Source organism: Acinetobacter sp. YH12200 (assembly GCF_013418175.1).
Lineage (GTDB): Bacteria > Pseudomonadota > Gammaproteobacteria > Pseudomonadales > Moraxellaceae > Acinetobacter > Acinetobacter pseudolwoffii.
Genome location: NZ_VPCO01000004.1, coordinates 40,208 through 63,042 on the forward strand (window position 1 = coordinate 40,208; position 22,835 = coordinate 63,042).

The window sequence follows — 22,835 nt, forward strand, 5'->3', positions numbered from 1 at the left end:
TTTAAACATTGAGTTTAAAGGCTTTTTTAGATTCCGATGGATTACTTCGGAAAGAATTTTGGTGGAGGTGGCGGGAGTTGAACCCGCGTCCGCCAGCACTACGCTCGAGAATACTACATGCTTAGATATCGTCTATTGTTTTAACTCTTTGTGACCCGACGAACAGGATACAAATCGCGATCCTCTTAGTTTAGTACAAAGCCCCGAGGCTTGGCTTTATACGGACTTGTGTGCGTGCGCTTCAGTCGGACTCTCTAACCACAAGTATTCGGAGAGGCGGACAAGCTGCCCTTAGGCAGCTAGAGCGTATGATTCGTCGTTTGCGACTAAAAAATGCAAATTTGATTTACGAGAGAAAATGCGCTCTCGGCATGCATCTATGAGTTTCATCACCAGCGTCGAAGCCAGAAACACCCCCAAAGTACAAGGCAATCATAGCATAGATGTCAAAAATTACGATGCATTTTCTAAACATTTACACAACTTGATGCGCTTAATTACATTATTGCGCTAATATTTTACTTTTCAAGCCGAATAACAGAAAAATTATGAGCTATTTACTGGCCCTAGATCAAGGAACCACATCGAGTCGGGCTATTATTTTTAATGAACATGGACAAATTCAGGCAACGGCTCAACGTGAAACCCATATTCAGACGCCACATTCAGGTTGGGTCGAACAGGATGCTCAGGAAATCTGGAGCACGCAGATTGCGGTGGTACAGCAAGCGCTTGCTACGGCGCGTATTCTCGCCAAAGATATTAAAGCCATTGGTCTGACCAATCAGCGCGAAACCACGGTGGTTTGGGATCGAAGAAATGGTAAACCGCTCGCGCCGGCCATCGTCTGGCAAGACCGTCGAACGTCTGACTGGTGTAACCAGCTGATTGAACAGGGCTGGATGACCAAAATTCAGCAAAAAACCGGTCTACGGATTGATCCTTATTTTAGTGCAGGAAAATTGGTCTGGTTTCTGGAGCATGTAGAAGGCGTACGTGAACTGGCTGAACAGGGTCATGTCGCTTTTGGTACTATCGATAGCTGGCTGATCTGGAACCTGACTCAAGGCGCAGAACATGTGATTGAAGCCAGCAATGCTTCCCGTACCATGCTGATGAATCTGCATCAACAAACTTGGGACGAAGAACTACTGGAGCTGTTTCATATTCCTGCTTCGGTCTTACCAAAAATTATTTCCTCGGATAATTATATCGCTGACACCGCTTCAGGTTTACTCGGTGCCAATATCCCCATTACCGGTATTCTAGGTGATCAGCAATCTGCACTGTTTGGTCAATCCTGTTTTGAAGTGGGGAGCGCAAAAAATACCTATGGCACCGGCTGTTTTATGCTGTTCAATACCGGTCAAGACATCCAGCTCAGTCAGAATAAACTGCTTTCTACCCTTGCCTGGCAAGCGCAGGGTCAAACCACCTATGCACTGGAAGGCAGCGTGTTTATGGCGGGTGCGGTAGTGCAATGGCTACGTGATGGTCTCGGGATTATTCAAAAAAGCAATGATATCGAAAAACTGGCCTGTAAAGTTGAGGATACCGACGGCGTGGTTTTGGTTCCGGCCTTTACCGGACTTGGCGCACCGCATTGGGACAGTGAAGCGCGTGCCCTGCTCTGTGGCATGTCTCGTGGTACGACTCAAGCGCATATCGCCCGAGCAGCCTTAGAATCAATCGCTTTTCAGGTATCGGATGTCCTCAGTGCAATGCAATCCGATATTGCCCACCCTTTAAAAGAATTACGGGTCGATGGCGGTGCCAGTAGCAATGACATGCTGATGCAGTTTCAGGCAGATATTCTCAATGTGCCGGTGCTGCGTCCGAAAATGCTGGAGTCTACCGCTTGGGGGGCAGCCGCCATGGCCGGATTAAAATCCGGAATATTTTCCAGTCTGGAGGAAATTTCGCAGTCTTGGCAACTTGAACGTGCCTTTGAACCAAAAATGCAAAATGATGAGCGTGAAGCTCATTTAGCCAAATGGCAGAAGGCCTTAAATCGGGCCAAATAAGATCTATAACCTGTATCAATCTGAAGGTCGAAAGCTAAAAAAGCACTGTTCAACAGTGCTTTTTATTTTCTATCTCTTACCCTCAATAAGCATAAGATGCAATCGCTGTAGCAATTGGCTTATCTTCATCATTGATCATGGTCATACGCATGGTGCAGCCCTTACGCCCCAAACGTAAGGTTTCTGCCCGCGCGATAAAATATTTACCGCGCCCGGGTGCCAGATAATCCACCCGCATATCCACTGTCGCCAAACGCGAGACTTTTTTAATGGTATCGGCAATGGTTTCAGGTTCGGCTTTTTTATATAGCTCCCCCATCGCTACAATTCCACCGACACTATCGAGTACCGTGGCCGCAAGACCGCCATGCAAAATTTGAAACGCGACATTACCAATCATAAAATCCTGCATTTCGACATAGGCTTCGATCTGGCCTTCCACCACCCGCATGCTCATACCATTATGCTTAAAAAAAGGAGAGCTATTAAAAGCATGTACCAACTGATTTAAGACCACATCAATATCCACCTTTGCCCCCAAGTGTATATTACCTGTCCAGCTTTTCTCTGTCTTAGTCATCACTCTGCTCAAATCCACCGCAATAAAAAACCGCTAATTTATGCCCAAAAATTTCAGTTAGGGCTACAATAGGTGCCTAGTTTAATACTGATTGCTGAGATTTTTATGACCTATACGTTCAATCGTCCCGCGTTTCCTGCAACTCGCATGCGTCGTATTCGTAAAAATGAGCATTTACGTTCTATGGTACGTGAAACGCATATCAGTGCAGATCACCTGATTTATCCAGTATTTGTACTGCCGGGACAAAACCAGAGTCAAGATATTCCCAGTATGCCGAATATCCAGCGCCTGTCAGCAGACTTGCTGTTAAAAAAATCAGAGCGTCTGCTGGAACTGGGTGTCAATAAACTGGCACTGTTTCCAGTCACACCACAAGAAGATAAAAGCCTGACCGCCGAAGCGGCTTGGCGCGAAGATGGTCTGGTCCAACGCACTTTGCGTTTATTAAAAAAAGAACTGCCAGAAATGGTGCTGATTACTGATGGTGCACTCGACCCATATACCACGCATGGTCAGGATGGCATTATTGATGAGACCGGTTATGTCTTAAATGATGAAACGGTCGAATGTCTGATTAAACAGGGTCTCAGCCATGCCGAAGCAGGCGCAGATGTATTTGCCCCAAGTGACATGATGGATGGCCGGATCGGTGCAATTCGTCAGGCCTTTGAACAAAATGGGCATATCTATACCTCAATCATGGCTTATTCAGCCAAATATGCATCCAGCTTCTATGGTCCATTCCGTGATGCAGTCGGTTCTGCCAGCAATTTAAAAGGTGGCAATAAATACAATTACCAGATGGATGTCGGTAACCGTGCCGAAGCACTGCATGAAATTGCGCTGGATATTCAGGAAGGCGCAGACATGGTGATTGTCAAACCGGGCATGCCTTATCTGGATATCGTCCGTGAAGTTAAAGACACTTTTGGTGTACCAACCTTTGTCTATCAGGTCAGTGGTGAATATGCGATGCTGGCCGCTGCCATTCAAAATGGCTGGTTATCTGACAGCGTGATTATTGAATCGCTGATGAGCTGCCGCCGCGCCGGTGCCGATGGCATCTGGACTTACTTTGCCGAAGAAGCTGCGCTTAAACTGAAAGACATGAAGTAAAAGGATTTCGGCGCAATGCATATCGCCATTATCGGCGCTGGCATCACCGGGTTGATGTCGGCGCTGGAACTGCTTGAACAGGGATGTTCTGTCACGATTTTTGATCAGCAAGTTGCCGGGAAGGCTGCGTCCTGGGCCGGAGGCGGGATTCTTTCTCCGATGTATCCCTGGCGCTACCCCGCTGCAGTCAATACGTTGGCCCGGCATGCCAAACCGCTCTATCAGGACTGGAATCAAAAACTGCAGCCAGTGACCGGTATCGATTTCCAGATTCATGAAAGTGGTATGCTGATTTTTGATGAAGCTGATTTTGAGATTGGCTTGTGCTATGCAGGAAAATATCAGGATCCTCAGCAACAGGCCGAATTGCTTGATCAGACTCAGCTACAACAAATCAATCCCCGAATTGATCAGCGCAAGTTCAAACAGGCGATTTACTTTCCGGAACTGGCCAATATCCGCAATCCGCGACTATTACAGTCGGTCATCAGCTATTTAAAACAGCATCCGCATGTCACCTGGCAAGAGCACTGTAAAATCACTCAGCTCAATATTCAGCAAGGCTGGGTAACGAGTGTGTCCAGTGAAAGTGGTCAACACTTTCAGGCAGATCAGTTTGTAATCGCCACAGGCGCATGGTCTGCAGGCTGGTCAGAACAGCTTGGCTGTGAAATTCCGGTGCAACCGGTGCAAGGACAAATGCTGCTGTTTAAAACCCCAGAAAACTGGCTACCGAGCATGTGCATGAACAAGGTCATGTATCTGATTCCACGGCGCGACGGACATGTTGTATGTGGTTCCAGTATGCGTCAGGTCGGTTTTGACACCTCGCCTTCTGCTGAAATCCGGCAAGATATTCTACAGGCTTGTCTGGAGATGGTGCCGGAACTGGCGGATTTTCCGCTGGTCAAGCAATGGGCCGGATTAAGACCCAGCTCACCCGATGGTATTCCCTATATTGGCAAAATCCCCGAATTGCAAAATGCCTGGGCCAATTTTGGCCATTTCCGCAATGGCTTATGCATGGCCCCAGCCTCAGGCAAGCTACTTGCTCAATTGATGCTTGAACAAACGCCGACCATTGTAGATCCACAGCCCTATGCTCCGGCCCATCTATTGGAGCCAGGTCGCTTAGTGCTTTAGGATATTATGCAGCGCTTCTTTCAAGGTTGGATAATCAAACTGAAATCCCGCATCCTGTAAAGCTTGAGGCTGTACATACTGACCGTTTAAAACCAGTTGCGATTGTTCTCCCAGCATCATTTTCAAGCTGCATGCTGGCAGTGGCAGTAAAGGTTTGCGTTTCAGTAGCTGTGCAGCAGTCCGGGCAAACTGTGCCTGACTGACTTTTTCCGGAGCAACCACATTAAAAATCTGCCCGGTCGTCGTTTCAAGCATCAAGAATTCAATCGCACGCAATACATCTTCTAAATGCACCCAAGTGACTGGCTGACGCCCATGACCAATCCGCCCGAACAGATTCAGTTTAATCGGCAATAACATCTGCGGCAGAATTCCACCACCTTTGCCGAAGACCACAGCAAAGCGAACAATTTTGGTGTTCTGACTGCTATAGGACAAAGCCAGTTGTTCCCACTTCGCACAGAGCTCAGACATAAAAATATCTTGTGGCGGGCTTTGTTCCGTACAGACCTGCTCCCAGCACTCACTCGGGTCAATACCATAATAACCAACGGCTGAGGTTGAAATAATCCGTTTCGGTTTGATCTGGTATTTTTCTAAATAGTCAAATAACTGTTTGGTGGTGTCTAAACGGCTATCCAGCAATTGCTTTTTACGCGCTGCTGTCCAGCGTCCCTGACCGATGCTTTCGCCAGCCAGATTAATCACATAATCAATCTGAGGCTGTTTTAATTCATCCAGCTGGTTAATCCAGTGAAAATCTGGATGCGGTTCAGATTGATTCTTGCGGCGGGTCAGCCCAATCACCCGATAATCACGTTCCAATAAAAAACGCACCAGATGACTGCCAATAAAACCACTCGCTCCGGTCACCAACACTACAGGTTTATCCATAAGTCATTCTTAGCCCTGTTATTTTTTCTATTTAAATTATACGCAACTTATTCTGGGGTTTTTCAATCAATGCCCTCTTTGTCGTGGTGAATTTGTATCCTGCCTGATGCGATCAATCTATCAAGATCAATCGTCATAAAGCCACCTACCTATCAGGCCTGCGGCGAATTGCCAAACATTTGATCTGCCATACGCTGTGCCTGCTTGCCATAGAACCAGTAAGTCAATAGATATAACGGAATCGCGATCAGCAAGAACATGATCAGCACAATACTTATAAATTGTGGCTGCTGTAGATATAGCAAAAAGTCCTGCCAAGCATTTGGATTAGAGCGCGTAGCAATCAGAATACCAAGTAACAGAAATAGCAGGTTATAGCCCCAATAAATCAGACTAAACCCCAAAGTGAATTTTTTACGTTCCGACTGCGTTGGGGCACGTTTTTGCTGTTTTAAAAACTTAAATAAGATCCAGATCATGGCTACCAGATAAGGAACAACCGTCAGTACGGCGCCCATCCCCGTTGGCATCAGTGCTGCCAGCACCCCGCAAATGCAGGTAAAAATAAAGCAGATAATAAAAAACCAGATAAAATAACGGGTTAAAGGCAACATAGGAATCACTCGGTGACATTCATCAAGCTAGTATAAAAAAAAACAGGTTTTTTTTCATTTTATTGTCAACCATCGGCCAGAAGGTGACGTTATATAGGGTACAAGGTACAAAAATTTGGACTGGCATCCACGAATTTTTGCTGACCTTAGAGCTAAAGCAATAAGTCCAGTGTACAGGGAAATTTTGAATAGCAGCCAAAATCTTCATGTAACACAAATTTGACCGACGATTTCACATCACTCGAATCGTCGGTTTTTATTTTTTAAAATTCCGATTTTTCAGCCTGATGAATTGCATGACTGTTCAAGACTGGGTGATTTAGACATGACTATCCTGCCATTTTGCCTACTGATTAAAATAAATTCAGCCTGACATCAGCAACAATTCGCTGAAATATCTTTTTTAAGTAGATTTTCCCCTCAGCTTTTTCCTATAGTAGCAAGGCAGACATTTCAGGGTTCATCTACATGGCAGTTCATTTTCTTCACACTTCCGATTGGCATCTGGGGCAATTTTTCCATAACCATGACCGTGAATTTGAACATGCCCAGTTTTTGACTTGGTTGCTCGATCAAATTAAAACAAAACAGCCGCATGCCTTGTTGATTGCCGGTGATATTTTTGATGTGATCAATCCAGCCTCAAGTGCGCAAAAGCAACTGTATCAGTTTCTGGCCGATGCACATGATCTGGCCCCGCATATGCAGACTTTGATGATTGCCGGCAACCATGATTCCGGTTACCGGATTGAGCAGGTTGAACCTTTTCTGTCTAAATTCAATGCCAAAGCTGTGGGAATTGTGGGCCGAACCGCAGAAAACACCCTGAATCTAGATCGCTTGCTGATTCCGATTTATGATCAGGATAAAAATATTATCGCCTGGTGTCTGACCCTGCCCTATTTACGCAGTGCCGAAATTACCGGGCTGAATGAACATACCAGCAATAGCCAGAATGCGATTAGCTATCTGCATCAACAACTGATTGCCGAAGCCAAGGCCCGTAAACAGCCGCATCAAGCTCTGATTCTAATGTCGCATGCACATATGCAAGGTGGCGAAACTTCCGACTCGGAACGGCCAATTATTGTCGGTAATGAAGAAGCGCTCTCGACGGCGCTGTTTGATGAAGTGATTGATTATGTCGCACTCGGTCATCTGCATAAACCACAAAAAGTTGGTCAGCCGCATATCCGTTATAGTGGCTCACCGATTCCGCTGTCATTTAGTGAAATCAACTATCAACATCAGGTGGTTGAGGTCAGAATTGATCCTGAGCAAAGCCCGGAACAGCGCTTTCAATACGATGTTCTAAAAGTGCCACGCACCGTCGAGCTGTTCCGGATTCGGGAAAAGCTGGAAGATTTAATTGCTAAACTTCAGGCCTTGCCTGCCGGAGAAATCGAACAACTGTCGGCACGACATTTTCTGGAAATAGAATACACCACCGATGCGCCGCCACCAGTCGATTTACGCCAGCAAATTGAACTGGCTTTACCCACCAACCGTTACCGCTTGCTGCGCATCAGCCGGATTTATCAGCAACAGGCCGAACATACGCAAGGAGATTCGAAAATTGATCTGGCACCACCGACGCCGGAATCGCTGTTTTTGAATATCTGGAAAAAAATGGGCTATGAACATGATCATTCTGTACAACAGGATTTTCAGCAACTTCTGGTTGAAGCCCAGCACGAACTTGCTCAGAAACAACAAGCCTAGGATCGGCCATGAAAATTTTACGTTTGAGTCTCAACAATCTGGCCTCCCTCACCGGCACCCATCATATTGATTTTGAATCCAGTCCTTTAACACATGCCGGCCTGATTGCGATCACTGGAAAAACCGGGGCTGGAAAATCGACCCTGCTCGATGCCATGTGTCTGGCGCTCTATAACGAAATTCCACGTCTAAAAGGTGCGACTGGCAGCCTGAAAGATGCCGGCGGTCAGGATGTTTCGATTAAAGACTCCAAGAATATTCTACGCCGTGGCTGCGTGCATGGTTTTGCCGAGCTGGAGTTTATTGCACTGGATAGCAAACGCTATACAGCACGCTGGGAGATTCGCCGGGCACGTCAGAAAGTCGATGGCAATCTAAAAGTAGATCGTTATATCAAGTGCATCGATGATGATACGACGCTAACGCAAAAAATATCTGAAGTTACTCCCTTAATTGAAAAACTGCTGGGCCTGAGCTTTGAACAGTTTACCCGCGCGGTACTGCTGGCGCAGTCGGAAGTTGGCGCATTTTTAAAAGCCAAAGATCATGAACGTGCAGACTTGCTGGAATATCTGACCAATTCGCAGATTTTCAGTGAGGTCAGTAAAAAAGCAGCGGAAAAGCATAGTCAGGTTCGACAAAAGCGCCATGAACTGGAAAACTGGCTCGGTCATCTGGAATTATTATCCGAAGACGATATTGCCCAGCTGCAACAGCAACATACTGCCTTCAACCAGATACTTGAGCATTTTAACCAAAGTGAAAAATTACTAGAAAATGACCTAAAATGGCATCGGCAGAAACATGCTTTATATACTGAAATTCAGGCCAAAAAAGAAATTTACGATGTACAGCTGGATGCCAATCAGAAGCTGACCGCACAAAAGCAGTTGCTGGTTCATTTGGATCAGTTTCAGGGCATTCGCGAACAGTTTATCCAGCAGAATCAAATGCTCACGCAGCAACGGCAGCTTACGATACAACAACAATCATTCGAACAGCAGCTGCAACAGGTACAACAGCAACGTGATACTGAATTTGCACAACTTGCTCAGATCCAGCAACAACAGCAGGCCCAGGTTCAACATATGCATGCCATGCAGCCGCATCTGGAACAAGGTCTAAAACTGGATCATGAGATGCATCTGGTCGGCAATGACTATAAGAAAAAATCAGCAGATTTATTGGACTATGCACAGCAGTATATCCAACCCTTGCAACAACAGATTGAATCATCGAAACAGCAACTCGCATCTGCTGCCGAGCAGCAACAGCAACGCCTGACGCAACTTGAACAGCAGGCTGATCTTGCCGTGTTTGATCTGGAACCACAAAGTACACTGCAACGACTGCAAGACTATCAAAAGCTGTATCAACAGATGCAGCAACAGGCGCCGGCAGTACTCTCTCAATCGCGTACTGAACTGGAACATTCCCGGCAGCAGCTGGCTCAACAAATCGAAAGTTTGCAGCAACAATTTGGCAATCAAGCCCAATTGGAACAACAGCTTCAGCAGCAGCAGACTGTACAGCAACAGAGCACGACTCAACTGCTTAAACTGGAAGGCTTGATCCAGCACGTGGCACGTCTAGCGGAACAGGAAGCCGAACAACAGCAACTCAAACAAGACGTAGCGCATGCACAGACAGAATTAACCCAGCTTGAACATACGGAAATTCAACTGCAGCAAATAGTCAGCAACACCGAACAGGAATTTGAACAACTACAAAATATGCTGCAGCAACAGCGCCTGCTGCAAACCCAAAGCGTGCAGGAACTGCGCGCGCAGCTCAAACCTGATGAAGCCTGTATGGTCTGTGGCAGCCAACAGCATCCGTTTGTCCAACATCAAGCATTATTAGACACAGCGCTAAACCAGCTGCAAGATCAACAGCTGCAACAGGCACAACAACAACTGAATCAGCTTAAAGATGATTTAAAAGCAACCCAGATTCAACAATCCAAAATCAAGATGCTCCTTGAGCAAAAACAACAGCGTTTAATCCACATTGAACGGATACTGAATGAACAGCACCAGACATTACAACAAAACTTAAAAGAGTTAGGACTTGAGCCAGCCAATCCTGATCATTCAGCTCAGTTGCTCCATCCCCTGCAAACACAGCTTGGCCAATGGCAACAGCAACACACTCAGGCAAACGAACAGTTCAAAATCCTGCAACAGACTTGGCAAAACTGGCGACAACAGCAACAGCAACTCGACAGCTTACAACTGAGTCTGCAAAAAATGCTGCAACTGGATCAACTGATTGAGCCAGTTCTTACAGTACTGCCCGAAGCACAGCAGCTCGCTTGGCATAAGAATGCGCCTGCTGCCTGTACCCAGCTGCAACAACATTTGCAGCAGCGATTACATCTTGTCAATCAAGTCAAAACTGCGGAACAGGAGCTACAAGGTTTCAAGCAGCAACTGAATCAGGCTCAACAGCAACTTCAGCTACATGAGCAGCGGCATACGCAAATACAGGCCGAGACCCATTATTTGCTTGAACAAGGCAAAGACTTACGTCAGCAACTCAATCAGCTGACCGAACAACATGCCGGTCAGACCTATAAGCTGGCAGCAGAATGGCGACTGCAACTGGATACCCAGTTAAAAGCGCTTGATAGCCAGCTTCAAGCACAACGTCAGGTATATGAACAGCATGAGCAAGCTCTGCATCAGGCTTTGCTTAAACAGCAGGCTTTGCTGACCCAAATGCAACAGCTAACTCAACAGCAGGCACAATCTGATCAGGCCATCCGTACATGGCAAAATCTGCATCGACATTTTAATGCGGAACTGATCCAACAATGTCTGACCATTGGTCTGAGTGAACATCAGCAAATCCGGCAGCAATTACAGGCACAACATCAAGCACTGGAAAATGCCAAAATTGCCTGGCAAACGCTGGAAGATCAATACCAGAAGCATCTCCAGCAACAGCCTGAACTTGCTTTTGAGGAAGTGGAAGCACATTTAAATAGTTTGGCACAGGAAAAAACCGAGCAACAAAACAGCTTCAATGAGATTGATACCAAACTGCGTATGAATGCCAATAATCAAAATACCTATGCCAAATATCAGCAACAGATTGAACAGGTCAAAGCCGAAGAATATCGCTGGGGCCGTATCTACGATTTAATCGGACATAAGGAAGGTACCAAGTTCCAGAAAATTGCTCAGGAACATCATCTGGATATCTTGGTGGAATACGCCAACCAACAACTGCAACCGCTGGCACCGCGCTATCAGTTGCACCGTATTCCAGACAGCCTGAGTCTGGCGATTATTGATCTGGACATGAACAGCGAAGTACGTCCGGTCTTGTCTTTATCTGGCGGAGAAACCTTTCTGGTTTCTCTGGCCTTGGCACTGGCGATTGCCAATATGGCTTCCGGTTCGATGAAACTGGAATCGCTATTTATTGATGAAGGCTTTGGTACTTTAGATCCAGCCTCATTACATATGGTGATGAATGCACTGGATCATTTACAAAGTCAGGGTCGTAAAGTGGTCTTAATCTCGCATGTGCAGGAAATGCATGAACGGATTCCAGTACAGATTCAGGTCAAGCCAGTCGGTGCTGGCGCCAGTACCATTCAGATTATAGGTTGACAATGATGCACCCTGCCCCAGACAAGCTCTCGCCCTATTTCAGCTTACAGCTCGAGAGCCTACGGGGCATCAGTGCCATTGTTGTACTGTTCACGCATTGCTTTCAGGCCTTTATCGCCCCTTTTGACCTCAGCCTGTATTCATGGGTGCGCCTGCTTGGTCAGGCCGCGGTCATGATTTTCTTTGTTCTGAGTGGTTATCTGATTGGCTATTCGATCCAGCACAATATTCATCAGCATGGTCAGTTCAATCTGCGCCGTTATACCCAACAGCGTTATCGCAGGATTTTGCCACCCTTTCTGTTTGCCATGGCTCTGAGCCTGTTGTTGTATCTGTTGGCACCACTACTCTTTGCCACTCAAAGCCATGCCTTTCAAAACAGTTTTGGCATGATGATCCGGACTGACTATGGTCTCGATTCAGGTGATTTTATTGGCGCTCTGCTGTTTTTGAATGGCTTCATCACGCCTACAGTTTCAGCCAATGCCCCGCTCTGGAGCCTGAGTTATGAAGTCTGGTTCTATGTCTTGGCCGGATTTCTGCCTTTTTTCAAAGATTCAGAAATAGCCAAAATCGGCTTTCTTAGTGTTTTAATCGTTTTATCCATCCTGAATATTCAGTTTTTTATTTATTTTCTGGTCTGGCTGATGGCCTTTGCCTGTTCATTTCGTCATATCCAGCGACATTTTCTAAACCGGTTACAAGTGCTTAAACTGGGGTTATTTGGCTTGGCATTTCTAATCGCCTGCATTGATGCTTACCAGTTTCATATCGTCGATCAAGCCCGACAATATCGCGCTGCAAATTTTACTCTCTTTAATTTCTGTATCGGCCTAGCATTTAGCTGCTGGCTGGTACAACTCCAGCAGCAGCGCAGTCACTACAATCCGGTCTGGGTACAATCCGCTGATTTTTCCTATACCTTGTATGTAACCCATTTCCCTTTGCTGCTGTTTATTCTGGGCTGTGTTCCGGCAACCTTGGCTTATGGTCTGGGCGGCGCTGTTTTAGCCTTGCTCGGCAGTATGGGCAGCCTGATTGTCTTTGCCTGGCTCATGGCAAAATGGCTGGAGCCACAAAGAAAAAAAGCGTTATCGAATAACGCTTAATCATACTTTTTCAAAATAACCCGACAACGCCTGTTAATCCTTTTGAGGACGTGCACCAAATAATGCCGTGCCGACACGCACCATGCTGGAACCGGCAGCAATTGCAGCCTGCATATCGGCCGACATGCCCATACTTAAAGTATCCCAATCTTCAGGATGCGCATGCTGAGCTTTCACCCTATCAAATAAAGCTTTAGCCTCGATGAAAGCTTGAGGATTGCCCGGCGCTGGAATCACCATCAAGCCACGTAAGCGCACATTTGGCAGTTGGCTGATTTGTCTAACTAAATCAGTAACTTCTTCCGGTTGGCAACCATCTTTCGTATCCTGAGCATCAATATTGACCTGAAGACAGATATTCAGCGCGAGCTGATCTTCTCTACGCTGATTGGATAAACGCTCGGCAATAATCAGACGATCCACCCCATGCACCCAGGCAAAATTTTCTGCCAGATGTTTGGTCTTGTTACGCTGTACATGGCCAATAAAATGCCATTCAATTTCCAAGTCTTTTAGAGCCGTAATTTTTTCCAGCGCTTCCTGCAAATAGTTTTCGCCAAAGGCACGTTGTCCCGCCTGATACATATCAGCCAGTACTGCACTCGGCTGGGTCTTGGAAACGGCCAGCAGTTGCACCGAATCTGGCTCACGACCGGCCTGAGCACAGGCTGTTTCAATTTGCGCTAAAACCCGATTTCGTGACTGTTGCAACATATTCATTGATGGGGTTCTCATTTCATTCATCTTTTTTTCCCTTGCCCATAAACTAAGGGTTGGTTAAGCTGTGGGAAAGCCTTATTATTCTATCAAAATAATTAACATTTTAATGAACTCGGGGACCTTATGGATATCACAGAATTGTTGGCATTTTCTGCTAAAAATGGTGCGTCGGATTTACACTTGTCTGCAGGCTTACCGCCAATGATTCGTGTCGATGGGGAAGTTCGTCGTATCAACCTGCCAGCATTAGAACATAAAGAAGTACATAAACTTGTTTATGACATCATGAACGATAAACAGCGCCGTGATTTTGAAGAAAATCTGGAAACTGACTTTTCTTTTGAAGTACCCGGTGTGGCCCGTTTCCGTGTCAACGCATTTAACCAGAACCGTGGTGCCGGTGCAGTATTCCGTACCATTCCATCCAAAGTTCTGACCCTTGAAGATCTGGGCATGGGACAGATTTTTAAAGACATCTGTGAATATCCGCGTGGTCTGGTACTGGTCACAGGGCCAACCGGGTCGGGTAAATCAACCACCTTGGCGGCGATGCTGGATTATATTAACGACAACCGTTATGACCATATTCTGACCGTCGAAGATCCAATCGAATTTGTGCATCAATCCAAGAAATGCCTGATCAACCAGCGTGAAGTGCATCGTGATACGCATGGCTTTAATGAAGCCCTGCGTTCCGCACTGCGTGAAGACCCTGATATTATTCTGGTCGGTGAGATGCGTGACCTTGAAACCATCCGTCTGGCCTTAACTGCGGCAGAAACTGGTCACCTGGTGTTTGGCACCCTGCATACCACCTCTGCGGCCAAAACCATTGACCGTGTGATTGACGTATTCCCTGCCGAAGAAAAAGATATGGTTCGTGCCATGTTATCGGAATCATTGCAGGCTGTGGTTTCACAGGCCCTATTAAAGAAAAATGGCGGCGGACGTGTTGCAGCGCATGAAATCATGATTGGTATTCCTGCAATCCGTAACCTGATTCGTGAAAATAAAGTCGCACAAATGTATTCTGCGATTCAGACCGGTGCCAACTATGGCATGACCACACTGGATCAGACTCTGAAAACCCTGGTATCTAAAGGTCTCATCAGCCCGCAAGTGGCACGTACTGCAGCCAAACAGCCAGAAGCATTCTTATAAGAAAAATTAATTGTATTGGGGTTTTTATACATGGATTTTAACGGCTTACTCGATTATATGGTGGAGAAAAAAGCATCGGATCTGTTCATTACAGCCGATGTCGAACCTTCAATCAAGATTAACGGGCAGATTTTACCGATTGGTTCGATAAAATTACCCGGCGCGGCAGTAGGACAACTGCTCCATTCCATCATGAGTGACAAGCAGCGTAAAGAATTTGCAGACACGCGTGAATGTAACTTTGCCATCAGTACACCGGATAAAAGTGCCCGCTTCCGTGTCAGTGCCTTTCAGCAGCGTGATCAGCCGGGTATGGTGTTACGTCGGATTGAAACCGTGATTCCAACCATGGATGAACTCAAATTACCGCCGATTCTAAAAGAACTGGCGATGACCAAACGCGGCATCATTATTTTTGTCGGGGCAACCGGTACCGGTAAATCAACTTCGCTGGCCTCGCTGGTCGGTTATCGCAATGAAAATTCCAAAGGTCATATCATTACCATTGAAGATCCGATCGAATTCGTTCACCAGCATAAAGGCTGTATCATCACCCAGCGTGAAGTCGGGATTGATACCGATTCCTTTGAAATTGCCCTGAAAAACACCTTACGTCAGGCACCGGACGTGATTCTGATTGGTGAGATTCGTTCGCGTGAAACCATGGATTATGCGATTGCCTTTGCCGAAACTGGTCATCTGGTCTTTGCGACCCTGCACGCTAACAACGCCAACCAGGCCATTGACCGGATCATTCATTTCTTTGAAGCAGACCGGCATAACCAGCTGTTCATGGACTTGTCACTGAACATGAAAGCCATTGTGGCACAGCAACTGATCCCAACCATCGATGGCAATGGTCGTCGTGCCGCGATTGAGATTCTGATTAACTCCCCCCTGATTGCTGACCTGATCCGTAAAGGTGATGTGCATGAGATCAAGGACCTGATGAAGCGTTCCCGTGAACTGGGCATGCAAACCTTCGACCAGGCACTGTATGACCTGTATAAGGCCAAGCAGATCAGCTATAAAGATGCGCTGAAACATGCGGATTCACCCAATGACTTACGTCTGCAAATCAAACTGGCAGAAGAAGGCGGCAGTCATTTATTACGTGCACATTCCAATATCACCTTTGATGGCCAGTCCTGATCAGATTGAACACATAAAAAAAACAGGCTTCAATCGAAGCCTGTTTTTTTTTGTTTCAACCGGAGCGCAAATTATTTTTTACGAAACACTTCCTGACAGGCCGGCGCATCGCAGTAGCCATACAGATTCAGAGAGTGACCGGTTAATTCAAAACCAAATTTTTCAGCAACATCATGCTGCTCTTTTTCAATCGTATCATTGATGAATTCAACGACTTTGCTGCAATTCAAACAGACTAGGTGATCGTGGTGATCTTCCTGCATGATCTCGAAAACGGAATGATTGTTTTCAAAATTATGACGCTCAATAATACCCGCGGCTTCAAACTGTGTTAACACACGATACACAGTTGCTAAACCTACATCTTCACCCTGATCGAGTAAAGTCTTGTAAATATCTTCCGCACTTAAATGATGTTGTCTTGAATTTTCTAGTAATTCTAATATTTTAATTCGTGGAAGGGTAACTTTCAGTCCAGCTTTTCGTAAATCTTGGTTTGAAATAGTCATGTAAAAAGGTCTCTCAACAAAATCAAAGTTGGAATATGCAACAAACTTTAGATGCAGTATGATCTATCCTTGGATCAAATGCATCATAATTAATTTGGGATAGTTTAGCAAAATGCAAAAAATCATGTTGACGTTATTCGTCACTTCCTTGCTCGTCGGCTGTTCGACATTAGGTGTTTATAAAGTAGATATTCCACAAGGAACCCCTTTAACCCAAGCTCAAGCCGCTAAAATTCAAGTGGGAATGAGTCATCAACAGGTGCGTTTCTTACTGGGCAGTCCAACGGTAAGCGATCCGCTGAATCCTTTACGCTGGGACTACATCTATAACTATACCCCAGGAACCTACGCTAAAAAAGCCAAGATCCCGGCAGCCCAAGGCCAGCATTTGAAAATTTACTTTAACCAGTCTGGTATCGTGGAACGTGTTGAAGGTCTGGAAACCATTCCAGAATCTCAACCCGGCTTACCAGGTTCAAAAGAAGCAATTTTAAATGCGCCTCCACTATAGTCGCTTTCTCATGAAAAAGCCCCTGAATCATCAGGGGCTTTTTTGATTAAGTCGATTGATTGAGCAGATCATTGAAACTAATGCTCATTCAAGCCGCTTTCTATTCGGAAGATGGTTTCAGCTTTCTTAAAAGATTGCCTCTGGCATAACGACCCACCGGATTTTTCTCGGCACGTTTACGTCGGATATCTTTAGGATTGATAGTCAGTGCTCGGTAAATTTCGACTCGATCACCTGCTGCCAGTGGCTGCTGATGATCTTGCAAGCGTACACCGAAGATACCCAAAGACAAAGGTTCAGGTAGGGTAACCTGCTCTACTATGCCACTTTGCTGGATGGCATCCAATGCTGTCATGCCGGGCTGAAATGGTACAGCCAGATGAAACTGTTGCTCCGGAGTCGCATAGGCCACCCAGATCAGTGCATTATTCATCAGAACAGTTGTCCTAGAACAGCGACCATCGCCACGATAATCGAAACAGGCAATACCACACGGACAGCAATACGCCACAGGTTATAGAACCCTTCAGAGCTAAAATTCATTGATTTACGTAAATGGCTGATCTTCATGATCCAGCCCGCAAAGAGCGCGTAAATCAAACAAATCAATAAGCCCCAAAGCAGTAAGACTACGTTGAACATTGGTGTCACATTTGGAATGGCCCAGATCAGGGTGACGACAGCCATAATCGCCCATTGAATCGCAGGGTGAAGCTGACGTTGCTGTAACTGCTCTCGTGCCATCTGCAGGATGAATGCAGCAGTCGCTACAATCGCGGCCACCAACGTAAATGCAGGGATTTGTGCTGGTACAGCAAAGAAGGCAAATACAATCACAGCAAGCAATTGTGCGATCCAGATCGGCAAGACCGTCTTGCTGGCGACATCCTGCTGTTGTACAGCACTCAGGCTAGACTGCCAGTACAAGCCCATGCCTAGGCCACTTGCAACCAGTGCCAATACGGTGGCATTGCCCCATTCCGAGAATTCAACTGGCGTGACTTGCCATGCAGGTAGCGCAGTTCCCATCACATTTGCCAAGATCAGAGATGCCAGTACGCCAATCGCCGTAATAACTAACAAAATTTGACGCGGCAGCAGTGACAAGACCAGAGCGGCAATTACCAGACCTATAAACAAAAGATTCGGTGCAAGATCAAGAGCAGCAAGCGCCAGAACATTGCTGGCATTGTTCAGCATGGCACCGGCCAGAAAAGGAATAAAGATCACACTGAGCCAGCCGACTATACGCCATTTTTGTGAGGCATCTGCTTCACGGGTCAGCGTTGACAGTGCCTGTAATGCCGTTGTTTTAGAGCGCTTGGCCAAAGCAATTTCCAAGTAGCAGATGGGAAGCGCCAGAATCAGCATAGTGGCTAACCAGAGCATCCAGAAATCCAGCTGACGATCAATCTGTATACCCGTTATCGGTGCGAGCGTCGCGATGATAATAAACGATAAACAGAAAGCCATCAGCGGTGATAACCATTTTGACATAGCATTGTCCTGCATGATGCATTCCTATAAAAATCTAGCGCTATTTTGCCTTGTGAAGCGGTGAAAATCAAAAACAAAAAGCAAACCACCATGACAGTGATTTGCTGCGCAAAATTTATTATTAAATTGTAATTTTTGTTATCTCGTTACGTCTTTTATTATGAGAAGAAACGAGCGAACCAGTTTTTACCTTTTTTCTGTTCTTTTTCTTTGATAATGCCCATCATATTTTCTTTGACTGCGCCGACATAATCAGCGTCATCGTGCTGAATATGGTTGATTAACCATTTAGATAATACTTCATGCAGCTCTGATTCAATCGACTGCCCCAGTTCAAAACGATCACGATAAGACTCGATTTTCTTGATAAACAGGTCATGTACACGTTTATGTGGAACTCGGTATTTATAACCCGCTTCTTCCTGAAGAGATTCTTCAAAAGTAAAATGCGACTGGGTATAATCGATAATATTTTCGAGGATCTGTTTAATACGGGCACGGTCGGTATTTACATTGATCTCATCAATTTCATTGATATAATCGAGAATTCGTTTGTGCTGATCGTCAATCACATCGATACCAGTATTATAGTCTGGAACCCATTTCATTTTCATTACGACCACCTATAAAATATTAAGGACTTATCACATAAAAATCATCATATAACGTATTGATTTGAATAAAAATGAAGTAAATTAGTCGGCTTTCGGCTTAATTTAAGAGAAACCTTGCAATTAACTGTTTTCATTAGGAATATATTTTAAACCCGAGTATAAGAATCAGATATTTTTTAATCAATCTACTATTTCTAATAATATGGTTTCTCTTTAATTTAAATAAAAAAGATATTAAAAAATAGGAATTAAATCCCATCTTTAAAATAAAAAAATCTATTTTTAATATAAATCTGCTTTGGTCACACGTTTTAAGGACGGATCTAGACGTTCCCGTTCCAACCGATCTACCCGAGTCAGTTGCGAACGGAACTTGGTACCCTCTTTAAACAGAATCATTTCACCCGGCTGAAAAGCGGTCCATTCCTCATTTTGTGTCAATGGCTCGGTGGTAATAACCGCAACCCTGTCCTTAGGCGTAGTGACCTGACTAAAGTCCACCTCGACATCAATATCAATCAGCTGTGCCGGTCTAAACGGGTATTCACGCACCAGCCAGTGCAATTTGGTAATGGCATAGCTAAACAGCGCCTGCCCATTGGAAAGACAGAAATTAAAAGTGCCGTGTTCTGCAATCGTAGGTGAAACCTCAGCAAGTAGTTCAAAGACCTGATCCAGACTCGGTTCATCATAACCAAAGCGTTTGACCAGCTGATCGAGCAAATAGCAAAAAGCGCGCTCACTATCAGTATTGCCGACTGGGGTAAAACGGCCACTCAGCACCGGAAAATACTCATGCAAATCGCCATTATGGGCAAAAATCCACTGCCGGCCCCACAGTTCGCGGCTAAATGGATGCGAATTTTCCAGATTGATTTTGCCTTGGGTGGCTTTACGGATGTGCGCAATCACATTACGGGATTTGATCGGATAGTTACGCACCAGCTCGGCAATCGGAGATTCAACCGCAGACTGGTTATCGACAAATAGGCGACAGGCTTTATCCTCAAAAAAAGCAATTCCAAAACCGTCGGCATGATCCGAGGTAATTCCGGCCCGCTGGGAAAACCCACGAAATGAAAAGGTAATATCCGTCGGGGTGGCACAATTCATTCCGAGCAGTTGGCACATGGTCTGGTTTCAGCTTTCTATTTTCTTAGATGCTTATTGTGCATGACTACCCGAGTCATTTCAAATAGCTATCAGTTATAAATAGAGATAAAAAAGAGCCTCAATTGAGGCTCTTTTCCGCAAAAAAACAACTTATGGACGAGGTGGATGGGCACGGTTGGTAATCAGTGTACCAACGCCATGATCGGTAAAAATTTCCAATAAGCTGGCATGTGGCACACGACCATCTACAATATGCGCGCTCACTACGCCACCTTTGACCGCATCCAGTGCACAGCCGACTTTAGGAATCATGCCACCATAGATCACACCTGTTTCAATCAGACGGTCAACTTCCTGAGTGCTTAAACCCGTCAGCAGGTTTTTATTTTCATCCAGAACACCTGTAATATTGGTCAGCAGAATCAGCTTCTCTGCACCTAGGGCTTCTGCGACTTTACCTGCCACCAAGTCTGCATTGATGTTATAGGTATTGCCTTCTTCATCCACACCCAGCGGTGCAATCACGGGAATGAAATCGCTGTTGGTGAACATTTCCAGCACATCGGTTTTTACGCCAACGACTTCACCGACCAGACCCAAATCAATTTGCTGAACCGAACCATCTTCAGCCACTTTTTCCATCAGCAGTTTTTGTGCACGAATCAGGTTGCCGTCTTTACCGGTCAAGCCAATGGCACGACCACCATGCTGGTTGATCAGGTTCACAATCGATTTATTGACACTACCGCCAAGTACCATTTCCACGACTTCCATCGTGGCAGGATCAGTCACGCGCATCCCGTCGATACGGTCTGATTCACGGCCCAACTGTTTCAGCATGGAATCGACTTGTGGCCCCCCACCATGCACCACAATCGGATTAATACCAACCGTTTTTAATAATACGATATCACGTGCAAATGAACTTTCCAGCTCAGGATCGGTCATCGCATTACCGCCGTATTTTACTACCAGGGTTTTACCCGCAAAGCGTTGAATATACGGCAAAGCTTCTGTCAAAATCTGTGCTTTGTCGATGCCTGTTTGTTGATTTGGCATTCGCCTCTCCTTATTGAGCATCTAAAATATCTTGAGCGATCTGTGGATAACGGTCACGCAACATGGCTACAAACAGCTGACGAATTTCATTCAGGCCCTGAGCATCATTGGCATCAAAGCGCACTGTGAAATACTCACCTGTATTGGATGCTCGAATGATGCCAAAACCATCCTCAAAATCAAGACGTATCCCATCAATTTTACTGATTTGCGCACGAATTCTTTCAGATTGCTGTTCAACAAAGTCTAAAAGTTCAACCGGATGCACATGATGCGTTGCAATATAAAGATCTTCGGTCCCATGCCGTTTCGGATAAGCCGCTAAAGCTTGTGCAAGACTTTGACCAGTTTGATCCAGATATTCCATGACTCTGAGCGCTGCATAGAGTCCATCATCATAGCCCCAGCCACGGCCATCATTAAAGACATAATGCCCGGCATATTCTCCACCAAAAATCGCCTGCTGCTGAGATTGTGCCAGATAAGTTCTCAGAAATGAGCTTCCGGTACGAATCATCACCGGCTCACCGCCCAAACGTTGCACGGTGTCTCGCACCAGGGTTGAACATTTGACATCATAAACAAACTTGCGTGGTGCTGAGTCAGTGAGGCAAATTTCGGCAAACAGGCACAGTAACTGATCCGCCGTGATAATCTGGCCCTGTGCATCAATCAAGACCACGCGATCGCCATCGCCATCCAGGGCAATGCCCAGATCAGCCTGCTGTTGCATGATGCTTTGGCGTAAAGTCTCCAGATGTTTGTCTTGCGAAGGATCTGGTGCATGGTCTGGAAAATGCCCATTGGCATCACAACGCAAAGCCATCACCGCACAACCCATTTTTTGAAGCACCAGATTGGCACAGCGCCCGGCTGAACCATTCAGACCATCCAGAACCACTTTAAATGAGCGCTTCAACTGGATATCTTTTAATATACCATGCTGATATTTTAGACAAAATTCTGGAATAACTTGATGAGTCTGTTCGTCTAGGCAAAGCTGCTGATTGCTATAATGTGGTTTGGCCAGATGAGCCACCTGCTGGATCATCTCTGGGCAAGGCGGCTCACCAGAGACAATCCATTTAATACCATTATCTTCTTTGGGATTGTGACTGGCCGTGACCATGATGCCATTGCCATCAAATTGCCGTGCGGTGAAATACAGCATCGGACTGGAACAACAACCGACAATGGTGGCTTCAATCGAATAAGCTTGAAAAATACGGCGAATGGTTTCTGCAAAAGCCGGACTGCTAAGCCGTGCATCATAGCCAATTGCGACACGTGTCTGTCCCGCAGCCTGATATTGCTGTGCTAAACCGTGAGCAATTGCATCGATAATCCCAGCACCCAGTACACTGACTTTACCGCGTATGTCATAGGCTCGAAAAATGTGCATGGGGAATAGATGATTCATAGATCCCATAAAACTGTTCTTTTCACTAAATATAAGGAGATATAAAATGACTTATTTCATCATCATGACTTTAAACATTTGTTTTTGTTTTAAGACCCGCTACTTTTAAACCATTTCAATGTAACAATCAATTATAAAAATATTACCGTTAACTGAATAATCAGAAAATTTCTGTGATGAAATAGTCCTTATTTAATTATATTTATTTTTAATTTCCCCGGCTAAAATTAAAATAAAGATATAAATTTCAATTT

Annotated in this window: 20 protein-coding genes and 1 other RNA gene; 9 read left to right on the forward strand and 12 right to left on the reverse strand. The window is 45.5% G+C overall.

The window, feature by feature from the left end; all coding sequences use genetic code 11:
- Window positions 1–59 precede the first annotated feature (59 nt).
- Window positions 60–418: a transfer-messenger RNA gene (ssrA, locus tag FTU90_RS03400) on the reverse strand.
- Between the two features lie 130 nt (window positions 419–548).
- On the opposite strand from ssrA, the gene glpK reads away from it, so the two are divergent.
- Window positions 549–2,024 carry a glycerol kinase GlpK gene (glpK, locus tag FTU90_RS03405; protein WP_159138468.1) on the forward strand — a complete coding sequence of 492 codons (1,476 nt, stop codon included), beginning with the start codon at window positions 549–551 and terminating at the stop codon, window positions 2,022–2,024.
- An 82-nt stretch (window positions 2,025–2,106) separates the two neighbouring features.
- On the opposite strand, the gene FTU90_RS03410 is transcribed toward glpK, so the two are convergent.
- Entirely contained in the window at window positions 2,107–2,604 is a 498-nt protein-coding gene (locus FTU90_RS03410) for a thioesterase family protein (RefSeq protein ID WP_005172294.1), read from the reverse strand.
- 105 nt (window positions 2,605–2,709) lie between these two features.
- Here FTU90_RS03410 and hemB point away from each other — a divergent pair, with 105 nt between their 5' ends.
- Together hemB and thiO are read left to right on the forward strand one after the other, a co-directional pair.
- On the forward strand, window positions 2,710–3,723 hold the full coding sequence (hemB, locus tag FTU90_RS03415) for a porphobilinogen synthase (RefSeq protein ID WP_159138477.1): 1,014 nt from the start codon (window positions 2,710–2,712) through the stop codon (window positions 3,721–3,723).
- 15 nt (window positions 3,724–3,738) lie between these two features.
- Window positions 3,739–4,866: a glycine oxidase ThiO gene (gene thiO, locus FTU90_RS03420; protein WP_159138469.1), complete on the forward strand. Its 1,128-nt coding sequence runs from the start codon at window positions 3,739–3,741 to the stop codon at window positions 4,864–4,866.
- Here the strand turns inward: thiO and FTU90_RS03425 are convergent.
- Together FTU90_RS03425 and FTU90_RS03430 are read right to left on the reverse strand one after the other, a co-directional pair.
- A complete protein-coding gene (locus FTU90_RS03425) occupies window positions 4,855–5,760 on the reverse strand; it encodes a TIGR01777 family oxidoreductase (protein ID WP_159138470.1) in 906 nt (301 codons plus the stop codon). The two genes, thiO and FTU90_RS03425, sit on opposite strands and share 12 nt — an antisense overlap.
- Before the next feature lie 152 nt (window positions 5,761–5,912).
- Window positions 5,913–6,374 carry an ABZJ_00895 family protein gene (locus FTU90_RS03430; RefSeq protein ID WP_005096058.1) on the reverse strand — a complete coding sequence of 154 codons (462 nt, stop codon included), beginning with the start codon at window positions 6,372–6,374 and terminating at the stop codon, window positions 5,913–5,915.
- A 468-nt stretch (window positions 6,375–6,842) separates the two neighbouring features.
- On the opposite strand from FTU90_RS03430, the gene FTU90_RS03435 reads away from it, so the two are divergent.
- Genes FTU90_RS03435 through FTU90_RS03445 form a run of 3 tightly spaced genes read left to right on the forward strand, consistent with a single transcriptional unit; the run spans window position 6,843 to window position 12,825 of the window.
- Window positions 6,843–8,096 carry an exonuclease SbcCD subunit D C-terminal domain-containing protein gene (locus FTU90_RS03435; RefSeq protein WP_005096057.1) on the forward strand — a complete coding sequence of 418 codons (1,254 nt, stop codon included), beginning with the start codon at window positions 6,843–6,845 and terminating at the stop codon, window positions 8,094–8,096.
- Window positions 8,097–8,104: 8 nt separating this feature from the next.
- A complete protein-coding gene (locus FTU90_RS03440) occupies window positions 8,105–11,716 on the forward strand; it encodes an AAA family ATPase (RefSeq protein ID WP_159138471.1) in 3,612 nt (1,203 codons plus the stop codon).
- A gap of 5 nt (window positions 11,717–11,721) precedes the next feature.
- Entirely contained in the window at window positions 11,722–12,825 is a 1,104-nt protein-coding gene (locus tag FTU90_RS03445) for an acyltransferase (RefSeq protein WP_159138478.1), read from the forward strand.
- Between the two features lie 33 nt (window positions 12,826–12,858).
- Here the strand turns inward: FTU90_RS03445 and FTU90_RS03450 are convergent, their stop codons facing one another.
- The gene (locus FTU90_RS03450) at window positions 12,859–13,545 is read right to left on the reverse strand and encodes a YggS family pyridoxal phosphate-dependent enzyme (RefSeq protein WP_159138479.1); all 687 of its coding nucleotides are present in this window, start codon (window positions 13,543–13,545) and stop codon (window positions 12,859–12,861) included.
- 123 nt (window positions 13,546–13,668) lie between these two features.
- On the opposite strand from FTU90_RS03450, the gene FTU90_RS03455 reads away from it, so the two are divergent.
- Together FTU90_RS03455 and FTU90_RS03460 are read left to right on the forward strand one after the other, a co-directional pair.
- Window positions 13,669–14,706, forward strand: coding sequence for a type IV pilus twitching motility protein PilT (locus tag FTU90_RS03455; RefSeq protein WP_004279279.1), 1,038 nt, complete (start codon window positions 13,669–13,671; stop codon window positions 14,704–14,706).
- A 30-nt stretch (window positions 14,707–14,736) separates the two neighbouring features.
- On the forward strand, window positions 14,737–15,858 hold the full coding sequence (locus FTU90_RS03460) for a PilT/PilU family type 4a pilus ATPase (protein WP_074384137.1): 1,122 nt from the start codon (window positions 14,737–14,739) through the stop codon (window positions 15,856–15,858).
- 71 nt (window positions 15,859–15,929) lie between these two features.
- Here the strand turns inward: FTU90_RS03460 and fur are convergent, their stop codons facing one another.
- Entirely contained in the window at window positions 15,930–16,367 is a 438-nt protein-coding gene (gene fur / locus FTU90_RS03465; protein WP_005096051.1) for a ferric iron uptake transcriptional regulator, read from the reverse strand.
- 112 nt (window positions 16,368–16,479) lie between these two features.
- On the opposite strand from fur, the gene FTU90_RS03470 reads away from it, so the two are divergent.
- Entirely contained in the window at window positions 16,480–16,878 is a 399-nt protein-coding gene (locus FTU90_RS03470) for an outer membrane protein assembly factor BamE (RefSeq protein ID WP_004279275.1), read from the forward strand.
- Window positions 16,879–16,978: 100 nt separating this feature from the next.
- On the opposite strand, the gene FTU90_RS03475 is transcribed toward FTU90_RS03470, so the two are convergent.
- The 6 genes from FTU90_RS03475 to FTU90_RS03500 all read right to left on the reverse strand — a co-directional run bounded on the left by FTU90_RS03475 (window position 16,979) and on the right by FTU90_RS03500 (window position 22,590).
- Window positions 16,979–17,311, reverse strand: a complete 333-nt coding sequence (locus FTU90_RS03475) for an RnfH family protein (RefSeq protein WP_005096050.1) — start codon at window positions 17,309–17,311, stop codon at window positions 16,979–16,981.
- Complete coding sequence (locus FTU90_RS03480) at window positions 17,311–18,390, reverse strand: hypothetical protein (protein WP_159138472.1); 1,080 nt, start codon at window positions 18,388–18,390, stop codon at window positions 17,311–17,313. Before FTU90_RS03480 ends, FTU90_RS03475 begins: the two co-directional genes overlap by 1 nt.
- A gap of 143 nt (window positions 18,391–18,533) precedes the next feature.
- Window positions 18,534–18,989, reverse strand: a complete 456-nt coding sequence (locus FTU90_RS03485) for a bacteriohemerythrin (protein ID WP_005096048.1) — start codon at window positions 18,987–18,989, stop codon at window positions 18,534–18,536.
- 282 nt (window positions 18,990–19,271) lie between these two features.
- Window positions 19,272–20,120: a class II glutamine amidotransferase gene (locus FTU90_RS03490; RefSeq protein ID WP_159138473.1), complete on the reverse strand. Its 849-nt coding sequence runs from the start codon at window positions 20,118–20,120 to the stop codon at window positions 19,272–19,274.
- A gap of 132 nt (window positions 20,121–20,252) precedes the next feature.
- Window positions 20,253–21,161, reverse strand: a complete 909-nt coding sequence (gene argB / locus FTU90_RS03495; protein WP_005096046.1) for an acetylglutamate kinase — start codon at window positions 21,159–21,161, stop codon at window positions 20,253–20,255.
- A gap of 10 nt (window positions 21,162–21,171) precedes the next feature.
- Window positions 21,172–22,590 carry a phosphomannomutase/phosphoglucomutase gene (locus tag FTU90_RS03500; protein WP_034608695.1) on the reverse strand — a complete coding sequence of 473 codons (1,419 nt, stop codon included), beginning with the start codon at window positions 22,588–22,590 and terminating at the stop codon, window positions 21,172–21,174.
- Window positions 22,591–22,835 lie beyond the last annotated feature (245 nt).

What these genes read in the sequence shown, in the direction of transcription:
- glpK (WP_159138468.1), top strand. Translation starts at nt 549, where the DNA reads ATGAGCTATTTACTGGCCCTAGATCAAGGAACCACATCGAGTCGGGCT.
- FTU90_RS03410 (WP_005172294.1), bottom strand. Translation starts at nt 2,604, where the DNA reads ATGACTAAGACAGAGAAAAGCTGGACAGGTAATATACACTTGGGGGCA.
- hemB (WP_159138477.1), top strand. Translation starts at nt 2,710, where the DNA reads ATGACCTATACGTTCAATCGTCCCGCGTTTCCTGCAACTCGCATGCGT.
- thiO (WP_159138469.1), top strand. Translation starts at nt 3,739, where the DNA reads ATGCATATCGCCATTATCGGCGCTGGCATCACCGGGTTGATGTCGGCG.
- FTU90_RS03425 (WP_159138470.1), bottom strand. Translation starts at nt 5,760, where the DNA reads ATGGATAAACCTGTAGTGTTGGTGACCGGAGCGAGTGGTTTTATTGGC.
- FTU90_RS03430 (WP_005096058.1), bottom strand. Translation starts at nt 6,374, where the DNA reads ATGTTGCCTTTAACCCGTTATTTTATCTGGTTTTTTATTATCTGCTTT.
- FTU90_RS03435 (WP_005096057.1), top strand. Translation starts at nt 6,843, where the DNA reads ATGGCAGTTCATTTTCTTCACACTTCCGATTGGCATCTGGGGCAATTT.
- FTU90_RS03440 (WP_159138471.1), top strand. Translation starts at nt 8,105, where the DNA reads ATGAAAATTTTACGTTTGAGTCTCAACAATCTGGCCTCCCTCACCGGC.
- FTU90_RS03445 (WP_159138478.1), top strand. Translation starts at nt 11,722, where the DNA reads ATGCACCCTGCCCCAGACAAGCTCTCGCCCTATTTCAGCTTACAGCTC.
- FTU90_RS03450 (WP_159138479.1), bottom strand. Translation starts at nt 13,545, where the DNA reads ATGAATATGTTGCAACAGTCACGAAATCGGGTTTTAGCGCAAATTGAA.
- FTU90_RS03455 (WP_004279279.1), top strand. Translation starts at nt 13,669, where the DNA reads ATGGATATCACAGAATTGTTGGCATTTTCTGCTAAAAATGGTGCGTCG.
- FTU90_RS03460 (WP_074384137.1), top strand. Translation starts at nt 14,737, where the DNA reads ATGGATTTTAACGGCTTACTCGATTATATGGTGGAGAAAAAAGCATCG.
- fur (WP_005096051.1), bottom strand. Translation starts at nt 16,367, where the DNA reads ATGACTATTTCAAACCAAGATTTACGAAAAGCTGGACTGAAAGTTACC.
- FTU90_RS03470 (WP_004279275.1), top strand. Translation starts at nt 16,480, where the DNA reads ATGCAAAAAATCATGTTGACGTTATTCGTCACTTCCTTGCTCGTCGGC.
- FTU90_RS03475 (WP_005096050.1), bottom strand. Translation starts at nt 17,311, where the DNA reads ATGAATAATGCACTGATCTGGGTGGCCTATGCGACTCCGGAGCAACAG.
- FTU90_RS03480 (WP_159138472.1), bottom strand. Translation starts at nt 18,390, where the DNA reads ATGCAGGACAATGCTATGTCAAAATGGTTATCACCGCTGATGGCTTTC.
- FTU90_RS03485 (WP_005096048.1), bottom strand. Translation starts at nt 18,989, where the DNA reads ATGAAAATGAAATGGGTTCCAGACTATAATACTGGTATCGATGTGATT.
- FTU90_RS03490 (WP_159138473.1), bottom strand. Translation starts at nt 20,120, where the DNA reads ATGTGCCAACTGCTCGGAATGAATTGTGCCACCCCGACGGATATTACC.
- argB (WP_005096046.1), bottom strand. Translation starts at nt 21,161, where the DNA reads ATGCCAAATCAACAAACAGGCATCGACAAAGCACAGATTTTGACAGAA.
- FTU90_RS03500 (WP_034608695.1), bottom strand. Translation starts at nt 22,590, where the DNA reads ATGGGATCTATGAATCATCTATTCCCCATGCACATTTTTCGAGCCTAT.